Annotated in this window: 14 protein-coding genes and 1 pseudogene; 13 read left to right on the top strand and 2 right to left on the bottom strand. The window is 66.0% G+C overall.

Annotated elements, in window-relative coordinates; all coding sequences use genetic code 11:
* The first annotated feature begins 46 nt into the window (after nucleotides 1-46).
* The 13 genes and pseudogenes from ACREB4_RS01180 to ACREB4_RS01240 all read left to right on the top strand — a co-directional run bounded on the left by ACREB4_RS01180 (nucleotide 47) and on the right by ACREB4_RS01240 (nucleotide 11,218).
* Nucleotides 47-1,216: a transporter substrate-binding domain-containing protein gene (locus ACREB4_RS01180; protein WP_431586347.1), complete on the top strand. Its 1,170-nt coding sequence runs from the start codon at nucleotides 47-49 to the stop codon at nucleotides 1,214-1,216.
* Nucleotides 1,209-1,826, top strand: coding sequence for an ANTAR domain-containing response regulator (locus ACREB4_RS01185; protein ID WP_431586348.1), 618 nt, complete (start codon nucleotides 1,209-1,211; stop codon nucleotides 1,824-1,826). The genes ACREB4_RS01180 and ACREB4_RS01185 overlap by 8 nt, the downstream gene beginning before the upstream one ends.
* Before the next feature lie 8 nt (nucleotides 1,827-1,834).
* Nucleotides 1,835-2,659, top strand: a complete 825-nt coding sequence (locus ACREB4_RS01190) for a nickel transporter (RefSeq protein ID WP_431586349.1) — start codon at nucleotides 1,835-1,837, stop codon at nucleotides 2,657-2,659.
* A gap of 206 nt (nucleotides 2,660-2,865) precedes the next feature.
* On the top strand, nucleotides 2,866-4,047 hold the full coding sequence (gene urtA, locus ACREB4_RS01195) for an urea ABC transporter substrate-binding protein (RefSeq protein ID WP_431586350.1): 1,182 nt from the start codon (nucleotides 2,866-2,868) through the stop codon (nucleotides 4,045-4,047).
* Between the two features lie 17 nt (nucleotides 4,048-4,064).
* Entirely contained in the window at nucleotides 4,065-4,562 is a 498-nt protein-coding gene (gene ureE, locus ACREB4_RS01200) for an urease accessory protein UreE (RefSeq protein WP_431586351.1), read from the top strand.
* Nucleotides 4,555-5,295 carry an urease accessory protein UreF gene (locus ACREB4_RS01205; RefSeq protein WP_431586352.1) on the top strand — a complete coding sequence of 247 codons (741 nt, stop codon included), beginning with the start codon at nucleotides 4,555-4,557 and terminating at the stop codon, nucleotides 5,293-5,295. The genes ureE and ACREB4_RS01205 overlap by 8 nt, the downstream gene beginning before the upstream one ends.
* 30 nt (nucleotides 5,296-5,325) lie before the next feature.
* Nucleotides 5,326-6,047: pseudogene (locus ACREB4_RS01210) on the top strand (urease subunit beta).
* Nucleotides 6,048-6,049: 2 nt separating this feature from the next.
* Entirely contained in the window at nucleotides 6,050-7,762 is a 1,713-nt protein-coding gene (gene ureC, locus ACREB4_RS01215; protein ID WP_431586353.1) for an urease subunit alpha, read from the top strand.
* A gap of 13 nt (nucleotides 7,763-7,775) precedes the next feature.
* Complete coding sequence (gene ureG, locus ACREB4_RS01220) at nucleotides 7,776-8,408, top strand: urease accessory protein UreG (protein WP_431586354.1); 633 nt, start codon at nucleotides 7,776-7,778, stop codon at nucleotides 8,406-8,408.
* Nucleotides 8,398-9,213, top strand: a complete 816-nt coding sequence (locus tag ACREB4_RS01225; RefSeq protein ID WP_431586355.1) for an urease accessory protein UreD — start codon at nucleotides 8,398-8,400, stop codon at nucleotides 9,211-9,213. Before ureG ends, ACREB4_RS01225 begins: the two co-directional genes overlap by 11 nt.
* Before the next feature lie 99 nt (nucleotides 9,214-9,312).
* Nucleotides 9,313-9,876: a DUF3455 domain-containing protein gene (locus ACREB4_RS01230; RefSeq protein ID WP_431586356.1), complete on the top strand. Its 564-nt coding sequence runs from the start codon at nucleotides 9,313-9,315 to the stop codon at nucleotides 9,874-9,876.
* A 62-nt stretch (nucleotides 9,877-9,938) separates the two neighbouring features.
* Nucleotides 9,939-10,496 (top strand): sigma-70 family RNA polymerase sigma factor, encoded by a 558-nt coding sequence (locus tag ACREB4_RS01235; protein WP_431586357.1) that lies wholly within the window; start codon nucleotides 9,939-9,941, stop codon nucleotides 10,494-10,496.
* A complete protein-coding gene (locus ACREB4_RS01240; RefSeq protein ID WP_431586358.1) occupies nucleotides 10,493-11,218 on the top strand; it encodes an anti-sigma factor in 726 nt (241 codons plus the stop codon). Before ACREB4_RS01235 ends, ACREB4_RS01240 begins: the two co-directional genes overlap by 4 nt.
* A gap of 17 nt (nucleotides 11,219-11,235) precedes the next feature.
* Here the strand turns inward: ACREB4_RS01240 and ACREB4_RS01245 are convergent, their stop codons facing one another.
* Entirely contained in the window at nucleotides 11,236-11,796 is a 561-nt protein-coding gene (locus ACREB4_RS01245; protein WP_431586359.1) for a pseudouridine synthase, read from the bottom strand.
* A 19-nt stretch (nucleotides 11,797-11,815) separates the two neighbouring features.
* Complete coding sequence (locus ACREB4_RS01250) at nucleotides 11,816-12,373, bottom strand: TetR/AcrR family transcriptional regulator (protein WP_431586360.1); 558 nt, start codon at nucleotides 12,371-12,373, stop codon at nucleotides 11,816-11,818.
* Nucleotides 12,374-12,458 lie beyond the last annotated feature (85 nt).

Here is a 12,458-nt window from a genome sequence, read left to right on the forward strand (position 1 = left end):
TCAACAAGCACTGTTCTAGAACGACCTATCTTCATTGACAAGCAAAGTGGCCAACAAAGATCCAATCAAGGTGGGTGTGCTCTTCTCTCGGGAAGGGGCCACCTCGCGTGTTGAAACCTCGATGCTGCTGGGCACCATCTTCGCCATCCGCGAGATCAACGATGCCGGTGGCCTCGATGGCCGCGAGCTGGTGCCCGTGCACTACGACCCGCAATCCAGCGCCATGCGCTACGCTGACCTGGCCAGCCGCCTCATCCTCGATGAGAAGGTCAATGTGATCTTCGGCTGCTACATGTCGAGCAGCCGCAAGGCGGTCATCCCCGTGGTCGAGCGCTGGAACAAGCTGCTCTTCTACCCCACGCTGTACGAAGGCTTCGAGTTCTCGCCCAATGTGATCTACACCGGTGGCACGCCCAACCAGCACAGCGCGCCGCTGGCCAACTTCATGAGCCGCCACTTCGGGCCGCGCGTCTACATGGTGGGCAGCGACTACATCTTCCCGTACGAGTCCAACCGGACCATGAGCGACTTCATCCTGCAATGCCCGGGGGGCAAGAAGCTGGGCGAGCGCTATGTCTCGCTCGACTCGCAGGAGCGCGACTTCACGGCCATCGTGCGCGACATCAAGGACAAGCAACCCGACTTCGTGTTCTCTACCGTGGTGGGCAAGACCACGCGCATGTTCTACCAGGCCTTCGCCGATGCTGGGCTGGACCCCTTGAAGATGCCGATCGCCAGCCTGTCGACCACCGAGACCGAGGTGGCCGAGATGGGCAAGCGCATCGGGCAGGGGCATTACACCGCCGGGCCCTATTTCCGATCGATCAAAACGCCCGGTAACGAAGACTGCGTCTCGCGCTTCGTCAAGCTGTTCGGTGACCGCGTGGAGCCCAACATGCTGTGGGAGGCGGCCTACTTTCAGGTTCATTTGTTCGCCAACGCCTTCATTGCGGCCGGCAGCGACGAGCACGACATCCTGCTGCCCCACGTGCTGGGCAGCGAGTTCGACGCACCGCAAGGCCGCGTGCGGGTGGACCCGGTGACGCACCACACCAAGCTCTATCCCCGCATCGGCCGGGTCGACGCCACGGGGCAATTCACCATCATGGCCGAGGCGGCGGGCGGCATCGAGCCGGACCCCTACCTGGTCAGCCACACCTTCGACGATTGGGGTCAGGCGCTCAGCCTGGTCGCGCAGGATGGCCAGCATGGCTGAGGCAAAGCGAGGCAAGCGGCTCACCCCGGAGTTCCTCAAGCAGTTGCGCATGAAGCGCGTGGCGGTGGTGCACCCCAACGATGCCGATGGCAGCGTGCTGATCCAGCAACTGCAGCGCATCGGCTGCCAGGTGCAGACCTTCTGGCCGGCCCCGCCCGAGTTGCCCGAGAACATCGACATCGTGTTTTGCGCGGTGCAGCCCAGCGCGCGCGGCAGCCATGCCGATTTGACGCGGCGTTGCGAATCGGCCGTGATCATCGCCATCATCGGTTATGAGAACCCGACGGTGTTCGACGAGATGCTGCAGCTGGGGGCCTCGGGCGTGCTGACATCGCCCGTGCGGTCCACCGGCGTGCTGGCCGCGCTGGTGATGACCCTGGGACTGAACGAGGAACTGCAAAGTCTGCGCAAGCGCGTGGTGCGGTTGGAGCAGAAGCTGTCCAGCGTCAACCAGGTCAACGATGCCAAGTCCATCCTGATGCGCACGCGCCATGTCAGCGATGTCGAGGCCTACCGCATCATCCGCGAGCAGGCGATGAGCAAGCGCGTGGCCATCGAAGAGATCGCGCGCGCCATCATCCACGCCAACGCCATCCTTTCGTCCGATTGAACAACAACATGCCCGAGCTTCACCATGACTGGCCCATGCTGTGCCTGCTGACTGTGCTGCTGGGCGCGAAGCACGGCTTTGACGCCGATCACCTGGCGGCCATCGATGGCCTGACCCGCCTCAACCTTCAAGCGGGCCGGCGCCTGGCACGGCATTGCGGCAGCCTGTTCTCCTTGGGGCACGGTGCCGTCGTGATGATCATCGCCCTGGTGGCTGGGTTGGCCAAAGGCCATGTGCAAGCGCCAGACTGGTTGGAGGCGTGGGGTGGGTGGACTTCGGTGGTTTTGTTGTCACTGCTGGGAATCATGAACCTGCGCACGGTCGCGGTGGCGGCACCGGGGCATGTCGTGTCCACGGTGGGTTTGCGCAGCCGCCTGTTCGCGCGGGCCCTGCGTGCGCAGACACCGGTGGGCGTGGCCTTCGTGGGCGCGCTGTTCGCGGTCTCGTTCGACACATTGACGCAGGCGCTGTTGTTCTCGGCGTCGGCGGTGAGGGTCGGCGCGCCGCTGCAGGCCTTGGTGCTGGGCGCCTTGTTCACGCTGGGCATGTTGATCACCGACGGGCTGAACGGCCTGTGGCTGGCGCGCTTGCTGAGGCGTGCCGATCGCAGGGCGGCCATCGCTTCGCGGGTGATGGGTTTGAGCGTGGCCGCCGTGACCTTGACCATCGCGGCCTTGGGCGCGGCCCGCCTGGTGTCGCCAGGATTTGCGCTGTTCGAGGGCCGGGAGATGGTGGTGGGATGCGCCGTGCTGATGGCCGTGGGATTCAGCTATCTGTGGGGAAGGCGACTTTCAAGCCATTTGGCGCTTGACAGCGCCAGCACACATCCTTAGTATTCAAACCATTCGCTGGCCGCCAACATTGCCGGCCAGCGAAAAGGCAAAAGGGCCTGCACGAGTCACTGATTCGGCAGGCCTTTTTGCATTGCCCATTCATTTTCCTGAGCTGGTCGATCTGTGCGCAAAGCCACCCTGGCCGCGCAGGCGCCTTCACGCCTCAACACAAGCCTTCCATCCATTCAAACCTTTGTAGGACCGCCATGACACAGCAAAGCACACGCCGCCACATCGTCAAAGCCCTGGGCCTGGCCTCGGTGGCCAGCCCCTGGATGGTGCAACAGGCATTCGCGCAGGAGGGCACCGTCAAGGTCGGCATCCTGCATTCGCTCTCGGGCACCCTGGCCCTGGCCGAAGCTTCGGTGGCCGATGCCGAGAAGCTGGCCATTGACGAGATCAACGCCGCTGGTGGCGTGATGGGCAAGAAGATCGTCGCCGTGGTCGAAGACGGCGCCAGCGACTGGCCCACCTTCGCCGAGAAATCCAAGAAGCTATTGGAAAAAGACAAGGTGGCGGCCGTGTTCGGCTGCTATACCTCGGCTTCGCGCAAAGCCGTGCTGCCGGTGTTCGAACAACTCAAGGGCCTGCTGTACTACCCCACCTTCTACGAGGGCATGGAGCAGTCGCCCAACGTGATGTACACGGCGCAAGAGGCCACGCAACAGGCCATGGCCGCGTGCAACTGGCTGATCGATAAGAAGGGCAAAAGCGTCTACATGATCGGCTCGGACTACATCTGGCCTCGCGTGACCAACAAGATCGCCCGTCCCACCATCACCAAGGCCGGCGGGCGTGTGCTGGGTGAAGAATATTTGCCGCTGGGGGCCACCAACTTCGGTTCGGTCATCAACAAGATCAAGGCGCTCAAGCCCGACATCATCCTGAGCACGGTGGTGGGCGGCTCCAACGTGGCCTTCTTCAAGCAGCTCAGCTCGGCCGGGGTCGATTTCAGCAAGACCACGGTGATGGCCCTGGCCGTGACCGAGGAAGAAGTCTCGGGCATCGGCGCCGAGAACGTGAAGGGCGCCTACACCTGCATGGGCTACTTCCAGAGCCTTGGCAACCCGGCCAATCAGAAGTTCGTGGCGGCCTTCAAGGCCAAGTACGGCGCCAAGCGCGTGACGGGCGACACCTTGTCGTGTGCCTACACGGCGGTCTACCTGTGGAAGGCAGCGGTCGAGAAAGCCGGCAGCTTCGAGGTGGACAAGGTGGTGGCGGCGTCGGCGGGCCTGGAGTTCGACGGGCCCGAAGGCAAGATCAAGTTCCACGCCAGCAACCACCACCTGTGGAAGCACGCGCGCATCGGCACCTTCGGCGCTGATGGCCAGGTCAAGGTGGTCTACGAATCGCCACTGATCGAACCCAATCCCTTTGCCAAATTCTGAACGATCGGAGGCGCGCCATGCTTCGTGTGACCCAACTTGTGGGACAGGCTTGCGAGCCCGCGATGGCCGACCGGCTGCATGACCTTGAACACCATGGCGTGGTCGAGACCGTGCACATCTCGCGGGGCGACATGTCGCGGCGTCGGCAGCAGGTGACCTCGGACCGCGGCACCGAACTGGCCTTGCTGCTGGACCGCGACGCGGTGCTGCAGAACGGCTCGGTGTTGTGGCTGGAAGCCGGGCGCGCCGTCGTGGTGGCGCTGGACGCGCCGCAGTGGCTGGTTTTGCGCACCGGCCATGCGGCACGGGCGCTGGAGCTGGGGTACTTCGCGGGCAACATGCACTGGAAGGTGCGCTTCGAGGGCGAAGCCTTGTGCATCGCGATGGAAGGGCCCAGGTCCGGCTACCTGGACCGCATGGCGCACTTGCTGCACCAGGGTGACGTCATCGTGGACCCGGCGCCAGACCACGAGACGCCCGAGCACGGCCATTCGCACGCGCACGCCCATGGATAGGGCCACCATCGCTGGCGATGCAGCCCCGCAAGCCTCTAGCCTCCTGGCCATCCTGCAGTTTGCCGACAGCTTTTTCCCAAGCGGGGCCTCGGCCTTCTCATGGGGACTGGAGTCGATGAACCACGATGGCCTGGTGAAGGGTGCCGACCAGGTCTTGGCCTTGTTGACCGCGATCATCGAAGAACGCTGGGCGGGCGTCGACCGAGGCCTGATGCGGGCCGCGCACCAAGCGTCCGCTCGATGCGACGTGAATGATGGCGAAGCGCCCGACTTCAACGAACTCATCCGCATCGACGAACTCTGCGAATGCATGACCCTGAACCAGGAGGGCAGGGCGGCCAGCCGTCGTTTGGGCGTGACCCAGTTGAAGGTGCACGCCGGCCTGGGCCTGCCCATGGCCCAGGCCTACCTGAGTGAGGTGCAGGCCCAATGCGCCCCCGGCCACCTGCCGGTGGTGCACGGCCTGATCTGCCAGGCCCTGGGCCTGAGCGCTCTGGAAGGCGAGGCCATGTCGGCCTTCGGCCAGTGCACCGCCGTGGTCGGCGCCGCCATCCGCCTGGGCATGCTGGGCCATGTCGATGGCCAGCGCATCTTGATGCAGATGCGCCGCCGCATCGCCGCCGTGCTCGGCACCGATCCCCCTGAACTGGACGACCTGTGGAATGGCGCACCAGCGTTGGAGTTGGCCGCCATGCGCCACGAAACCCGCTCCGCCCGCCTCTTCGCCAACTGACATGAACCACCCAAATCGCAGGAGCACGCCGTGCTGTTGACCCCCACCGAACTCGAGAGGCTGACGATTTTCAACGCGGCCGAATTGGCTCGCCGACGCCGCCAACGGGGCTCAAGCTGAACTGCCCCGAAGCCATCGCCATCATCGTGGACGAAATCCTGGAAGGCGCGCGCGATGGTCGCACCGTGGCCGAGCTGATCTCCTTCGGATCGACCGTGCTCGATGGCGACGACGTGCTGCCTGGCGTGCCGGCGCTGATGCCCATGATCCAGGTAGAAGGCAGTTTCCCCGATGGCACCAAGCTGGTCACCGTGCACGACCCGATCCGTCCCGGCCGCGCCACCAGCGAGGCGCCCGCAGCATTGCCCGAAGAAAAGCCGACCTACCTGCCCGGCGAAATCATCGCCGGCGAAGGCCGCATCGAGATCAACGCCGGCCGCCGCACGGTCAGCCTGCGCGCCGTCAACACCGGTGACCGCCCCGTGCAGGTCGGCAGCCACTTCCACTTCTTCGAAGCCAACCGCGCCCTGCGCTTCGAGCGCGAGAAGGCCTACGGCATGCGCCTGGACATCGCCGCCGGCACGGCGGTGCGCTTCGAGCCCGGCGAGGAGCGCGACGTCACCCTGGTGGCTTTCGGTGGCACGGGCGAGGTCCACGGCCTGAACGGCCTGACCAACGGCCCCACCTTCAACGACCAAGGCCTGGCCGCGGCGCTGCAACGCGCCCGCGATGCCGGCTTCCAAGGAGCCTGACCATGGCCTGGCTTTCACGCAAAGAGTACGCGGCCCTTTACGGCCCTACGCAGGGTGACATGGTGCGCCTGGGCGACACGGCCTTGCTCGCCGAAATCGAGCACGACCACGCCGTGCCTGGCGACGAATGCCTGCATGGCGGCGGCAAGACGCTGCGCGATGGCCTGGGCATGATGGCCGGCCTGACTTCAGCGCAGGGCGCGCTCGACATGCTCATCAGCAACGTCATCGTGATGGACCCGGTGCTGGGCATCGTCAAAGGCGACATCGGCGTCAAGGACGGCCGCATTGTCGCCATCGGCAAGGCCGGCAATCCACAGGTGATGGATGGTGTGCACCCCCAACTGCTGGTCGGCAACGCCACCACCGTGCGCGATGGCGAAGGTCTGATCGCCACGCCCGGCGGGCTCGATGTGCACGTGCACTTCGATTCGGCGCAATTGGTGGAGCACGCGCTGGCTTCGGGCATCACCACCATGTTCGGCGGCTCGCTCGGACCCATCACCGTGGGCATCGACTGCGGTGGTGCCTGGAACGTGGCCCGCATGCTGCAAGCCTCCGAGCAGTGGCCGATGAACTTCGGCTTCCTGGGCCGGGGTAATTCGTCGCGGCCTGAATCGCTGGTCGAACAACTGGAGGCCGGCTGCCTGGGCCTGAAGATCCACGAGGACTGGGGCGCCACGCCCGCCACCATCGACACCTGCCTGTCGGTGGCCGACCAGCTCGACTTCCAGGTGCAGCTGCACAGCGACACGCTCAACGAATCGGGCTTCCTGGAAGACACGATGCGTGCGGTCAAAGGCCGGCCCATCCACATGTACCACACCGAGGGCGCGGGTGGTGGCCACGCGCCCGACATCATCGCCGTGGCCGGCCTGCCTTATTGCCTGCCCTCGTCGACCAACCCGACCAACCCCTACACGGTCAACACCTTCGACGAGCACCTGGACATGATCATGGTGTGCCACCACCTGAATCCGGCCGTGCCCGAAGACGTGCGCTTTGCCGAGAGCCGCATCCGCGCCCAGACCATCGCCGCCGAAGACGTGCTGCACGACATGGGCGCCATCTCGATGCTGGGATCGGACAGCCAGGGCATGGGCCGCATCAACGAGGTGATCTGTCGCACCTGGCAACTGGCCAGCAAGATGAAGGAGCAGTTCGGCCGCCTGCCGCAGGAGCGCACCGCCCAGGCCGACAACGAACGCATCCTGCGTTACTTGGCCAAGTACACGATCAACGCGGCGCGCGTGTTCGGCGTCGACGAGCACGTGGGGTCACTGGAGCCCGGCAAGCTCGCCGACATCGTGCTGTGGCGGCCGGCCTATTTCGGCATCAAGCCGGAGATCGTGGTCAAGGGCGGCTTCATCGCCCACGGCGCCATGGGCGATTCGGCCGCCTCGCTGATGACCTGCGAGCCGCTGATCATGCGTCCGCAATGGGGCGCCTTCGGCCGGGCCAAGCAATCGCTGTCGGCCAACTTCGTGTGCGGTGCGGCCATCGGCAAAGGGTTGGAAGACCGGCTCGACATCCGCAAGCCGCTGCTGGCCGCGCGCGGCACGCGCACGCTGAGCAAGGCCAGCATGTTGCGCAACGACGCGTGCCCGAACATCACTGTCAACCCCCAAAACTTCGAGGTCAGCGTGGACGGCAAAGTCATCGGCTGCCCGCCCGCCACCACCGTGCCGCTCAACCGCCTTTACATGCTGAGGTAACGCACCCATGTCCATGAACCCATCACACGACCGGCCCCGGGGCGCAGCCCGCGTGGGCGTCGGCGGGCCCGTCGGCTCCGGCAAGACCGCCTTGCTCGAGCAACTCATCCCGCGCTTCATCGCGCGTGGCACCGACCTGGCCGTGATCACCAACGACCTCGTCACCGCCGAAGATGCCGAGCGCATCAAGCGCACCGGCCTGATCGCGCCCGAACGCGTGCTGGCGGTCGAGACCGGGGCCTGCCCCCACACCGCCATCCGCGAAGACCCGACCCTGAACCTGGCCGCGGCCGATGAACTCGACCGCCAATTCCCGGGCCTGGAGCTGATCCTGGTCGAAAGCGGAGGGGACAACCTGGCTTCGTCCTTCTCGCTCGACCTGGTCGACTACTGGTTGTTCGTGATCGACGTGGCCGGCGGCGATGACATCCCCCGCAAGCGCGGCCTGGGCGTGCTCAAGTGCGACTTGCTGGTGGTCAACAAGGTAGACCTGGCGCCGCACGTGCGCGTGGACCTGCCGCGCATGCTGCGCGAGGCTGGCGAGGTGCGCCCAGGCAAGCCCACCTTGCAGACCAACTGCGCCACCGGCGAGGGCGTCGATGCCATCGTCAACCAGATCGCGCGCGAGGTGCTGTTTGACCGCTAGCGCCCCTCCGCGCTGCTTCGACCTGGAGTTCGCCGTGGACCGGGGCGGGCGCACCTTCCTGGGCGGGCAGTTCGTCCGTTATCCGGTGCACATCTGCCGGGGTTTGCATGTGGATGAGCAGGCGCCCGAAGCCTGCGCGGTCACCTTGCAATCGGTGTCAGGCGGCTTGTTCGAGTCGGACCTGGTGGCCGGCCGCATCCGTGCCCAGGCGGGCGCGCAGGTGCTCGTGAACACCTCGGCCTCGACCATCGTGCACGCGATGCGGCAGGCCGGGGCCGAGCAGGCGGTCGAGCTGCAGGCGCACCAGGGTGCTTTCCTGCAGTACCTGCCAGAGCCCCTCATCCTCTTTCCTGGCAGCCGCCTGCGAAGCACCACCACCGTGCAGGTGGCCCGCGGCGCGACCGCCTTGTTCTGTGAAAGCTTCCTGGCGCACGACCCCTCGTCGACGGCAAAAACCTTCGCTTCCCTGGACACGCGCATCGATGTGTTGGACCCGGATGGCAGGTTGCTGGTCCGCGACCGCATGGTCCTGTCCGGTGAACGCTGGCAGGCCCGCACACCCGGGGTGTCCAGCCGATACCCGGTGCATGGCAGCGTCTGGCTCATCCAGCCAGAGGAAGATCAGACTGCCGCGCTCGCGTCGATCCGTGCGGTGTTGGAAGACGGCACGGCCTACGCCGGTGCTTCGCGGCTGCCACATCGGGCGGGTTTGCACGTGCGCATCCTCGGCTTGGACGCCGTCAGCGTGCGGCGGGCCTTGCGCCGTGTTGCCGCCCAGGTCAGGTCGCCCGAACTTGCTCGGTGAATTTTTTTGACCGCCCTGCATCCAAACGGCGCTCCGGTGGCCAGTACCCGGTGTGAGCCACGGCCACACCCCTCTGATCCACCCTTTCAAGGAGCCGCCATGAACAAGAACCTCCCCGCCGCTGGTCTGACCATCGCCTGCCTTGCCCTGCTGTCCGCCTGTTCGGGCATGAAGGACCACATGGCCATGGACAAGCCTTTCATGCAGGACGCGCTGCCCGATGCCGTCAAGGTCCCTGCTGGCCACCAAGTCGCGGTGCAAACGGTCGGCGTCGGCCAGATCACCTATGAATGCAAGGCCAAGGCCGACATGCCTGGCAGCTTCGCCTGGGTCTTCGTCGGGCCGCAAGCCGACCTGCTGAGCCGTGGCGGCGCGAAGCTGGGCACCTATTTCGGCCCGCCCGCCACCTGGGCCTCCAGCGATGGGTCCAAGGTCACCGGTACACAGCTGGCCGTGGCCCCCGCTGGCGCCGGCAACATCCCCTTCCAGCTGGTCAAGGCCAATCCAGCCATGGGCGTGGGCGCGATGACCGGCATCACCCACATCCAGCGCGTGGCCACGCAAGGCGGTGTGGCGCCGACCAGTCCGTGCGACAGCACGGCAGCCGGCCGCAAGGAGGTCGTGAAGTACCAGGCCGACTACATCTTCTGGAAAGCGGCCTGACCTCCAGCGCGCGGGCAGGTACAGTGGGCCTGCCCTTCAAGCCGACCTGCCCGCCCTGACGCATGCCGAACACCGACGCCATCCCTTTCGACTACGAAGCCGCCGTGCTCGCCTGTGCGCGGGGAGAGCGCTTCGCCTTGCGTGCCTTGTACGAACGCGAAGCGCGCTGGTTGCTCGGGGTGGCCCTGCGCATCGTCCGCGACCGGGAACTGGCCGAAGACGTCCTGCACGATGCTTTCCTGCTGGCCTGGCAAGGCGCGGCCAGCTTCAAGCCGGAGCTGGGCTCCGCGCGTGGCTGGCTCTACACCATCGTGCGCCACCGCGCCCTCAAGGAAGTGCGCCACCCGGGCCGGATGCAGGTGATCGACCCGACCGACCTGGCCACCTTGTCCGACCAGCAACAGGCCGGCGTCGGGCTTGAAGATGACCGCGGCCTGGACGCCGACAGCCTGGAGCGCTGCCTGCAGCGCCTGGACGAATCCCGGCGTGCCTGCGTGGTGCACGCCTTCGTGGACGGCTACACGCACGAGCAGATCGCCGAGCGCCTGCAAACGCCGCTGGGCACCGTGAAGTCGTGGATTCGCCGCAGCCTGGCGAGCCTGAAGGAGTGCATGTCGTGATCAACCTCCAAGATCCCGAAGAGCGTGCCGCGGCCACCGGCGAATACGTGCTGGGCACCTTGAGCCAGGATGACCACGCCGTGTTCAGCCAGGCCCTCGCGCAAAGCCCTGTCTTGCAGGCGGAGGTCTATGCCTGGCAGGACCGCCTGTTGAGTTTGAGCAAACGCGCCGCGCCCCTGTCACCCAGCGCGCAGCTCTGGCGGCGCATCGATGCCACCTTGGGCGCGATGGCGGCCGCCGCCTTGCCCCGTCCTGCCAGCCGGACACGCTTGCCGTGGTGGCAACGCCTGGGCTGGTGGCAAGGCCTCAGTGGCCTGGCCGTGGCGGCCAGCCTGGTGATGGCGGTGCTGCTGGTGCAGCGCGGCAGCCTGGACCCCACGGGCGATCGCTACCTGGCGATGCTGCAAAGCCCCAAGGATCAGACGACCGCCTGGGTGGTCGAAATCCGTGCCGGTGGCACCTTGCGCTTGCGGCCGGTGTCCGACATGGGCGTGGTTCCCGCAGGCCGCTCGCTGCAGTTCTGGACCAAGATGCAAGGTGCGGCGGGTCCCACCTCCTTGGGCCTGGTCAAGGCCGGCCAAGCGCTGGAACTGCCGGTGTCGCGCCTGCCTGGCTTGGGCACACAGCAGTTGTTCGAGATCACCCTGGAGCCCGAGAACGGCTCGCCCATCGGCAGGCCCACCGGCCCCATCCTCTACGTGGGCCGCACGATCGCGCTGTGATGCTGGCGGGATGAAGCTCAGGCGCCGGGCTCACTCAGCCAGGTGCCGGGCGCCAGCCCATCGAGCGTGTAAGGCCCGATGGCCGCGCGCACGAGCCGCAAGGTGGGAAAGCCCACGGCCGCGGTCATGCGCCGCACCTGCCGGTTGCGGCCTTCCTTCAGCACCAGCTCGATCCACGACGTGGGAATGGCCTGGCGCACGCGGATGGGCGGGTCGCGCTCCCACAAGGCCGGCGGCGCTTCCAGCAAACGTGCGCCCGCTGGCCGCGTGGGGCCATCGTTGAGCGTCACCCCCGAACGCAAGGCCGCCAGCGCGGCTTCGGTCGGCACGCCTTCCACCTGCGCCCAATAGGTCTTCTCCATCTTGAAGCGCGGGTCGGCGATGCGGGCTTGCAACCGCCCATCGCTGGTCAGCAGCAACAGGCCTTCGCTGTCGGCATCCAGGCGCCCGGCCACGTGCACGCCCGGCAGGTCGATGTAGTCCTTCAAGCCTTGCCAGCGTCCCTCGGCCGTGAACTGGCTGAGCACGCCATAGGGCTTGTTGAAGCGGATCAGGCGTGGCGTGTCGGCGGATGTCATGGCGTTGAAGTCCGGCGATTCAAGCGTTCACGGCGGGGCGCGATCCGGCACCGGTCAACCACGTCACCACGGTCTCGCGCTCTTGCAGGGAGTGCGGGTGCGACAACAGCCCCTCGACCACGTAGGTGCCCACCGTGGCCATGACCGATGCCTGTTCGGGGGCCATGCCCTGTGCGGTCAGTTGCGCGATCAGCAGCCCGTCCAGCATCTGGTGGAACTGTTCATGCCAAGCGCGGATGACCGGCGAATGCTCCAGCCGGCCATGCACCGTCATCACCAGCTTGCTGGCCTGGTCGAACTCTTTCAGCAGCCACAGGATCTGCGCCGACATGGGCTGGTCATGCAGGCCGGCGTGCACCGTCAGCGCCTGCTTGACCAGGCGGTTCAGCACCGCGATCAACACCTCGTCCTTGTTGGCGAAATACCAGTACAGGGTGTTGGGCGCCACGCCCGCCGACGTGGCGATGCTGGCCATCGACGTGGCGTCGTAGCCCTGCCTCAGGAAAAGCTGGCAGGCCGCTTCTTCAATCTCGTCCTGCTTCAGCTGTCGATCGATGTCGCGCTTGTTCTTCGCCATCCAGGGCCTGTGGGGTGGAGTCGCACTCTTCTTGAATGCCAATCTAGATATGTTACAGTGCCTCGACTTGAATGTCATTCAAGAT

Source organism: Aquabacterium sp. (genome assembly GCF_050725395.1).
Taxonomy (GTDB): Bacteria; Pseudomonadota; Gammaproteobacteria; order Burkholderiales; family Burkholderiaceae_C; genus Aquabacterium.

Excerpts from the sequence above, each read along its gene's own strand:
- ureC (WP_431586353.1), top strand. The coding sequence starts at position 6,050 with ATGGCCTGGCTTTCACGCAAAGAGTACGCGGCCCTTTACGGCCCTACG.
- ACREB4_RS01230 (WP_431586356.1), top strand. The coding sequence starts at position 9,313 with ATGAACAAGAACCTCCCCGCCGCTGGTCTGACCATCGCCTGCCTTGCC.
- ACREB4_RS01190 (WP_431586349.1), top strand. The coding sequence starts at position 1,835 with ATGCCCGAGCTTCACCATGACTGGCCCATGCTGTGCCTGCTGACTGTG.
- ureE (WP_431586351.1), top strand. The coding sequence starts at position 4,065 with ATGCTTCGTGTGACCCAACTTGTGGGACAGGCTTGCGAGCCCGCGATG.
- ACREB4_RS01245 (WP_431586359.1), bottom strand. The coding sequence starts at position 11,796 with ATGACATCCGCCGACACGCCACGCCTGATCCGCTTCAACAAGCCCTAT.
- ACREB4_RS01235 (WP_431586357.1), top strand. The coding sequence starts at position 9,939 with ATGCCGAACACCGACGCCATCCCTTTCGACTACGAAGCCGCCGTGCTC.
- ACREB4_RS01185 (WP_431586348.1), top strand. The coding sequence starts at position 1,209 with ATGGCTGAGGCAAAGCGAGGCAAGCGGCTCACCCCGGAGTTCCTCAAG.
- ACREB4_RS01205 (WP_431586352.1), top strand. The coding sequence starts at position 4,555 with ATGGATAGGGCCACCATCGCTGGCGATGCAGCCCCGCAAGCCTCTAGC.
- urtA (WP_431586350.1), top strand. The coding sequence starts at position 2,866 with ATGACACAGCAAAGCACACGCCGCCACATCGTCAAAGCCCTGGGCCTG.
- ACREB4_RS01250 (WP_431586360.1), bottom strand. The coding sequence starts at position 12,373 with ATGGCGAAGAACAAGCGCGACATCGATCGACAGCTGAAGCAGGACGAG.
- ureG (WP_431586354.1), top strand. The coding sequence starts at position 7,776 with ATGAACCCATCACACGACCGGCCCCGGGGCGCAGCCCGCGTGGGCGTC.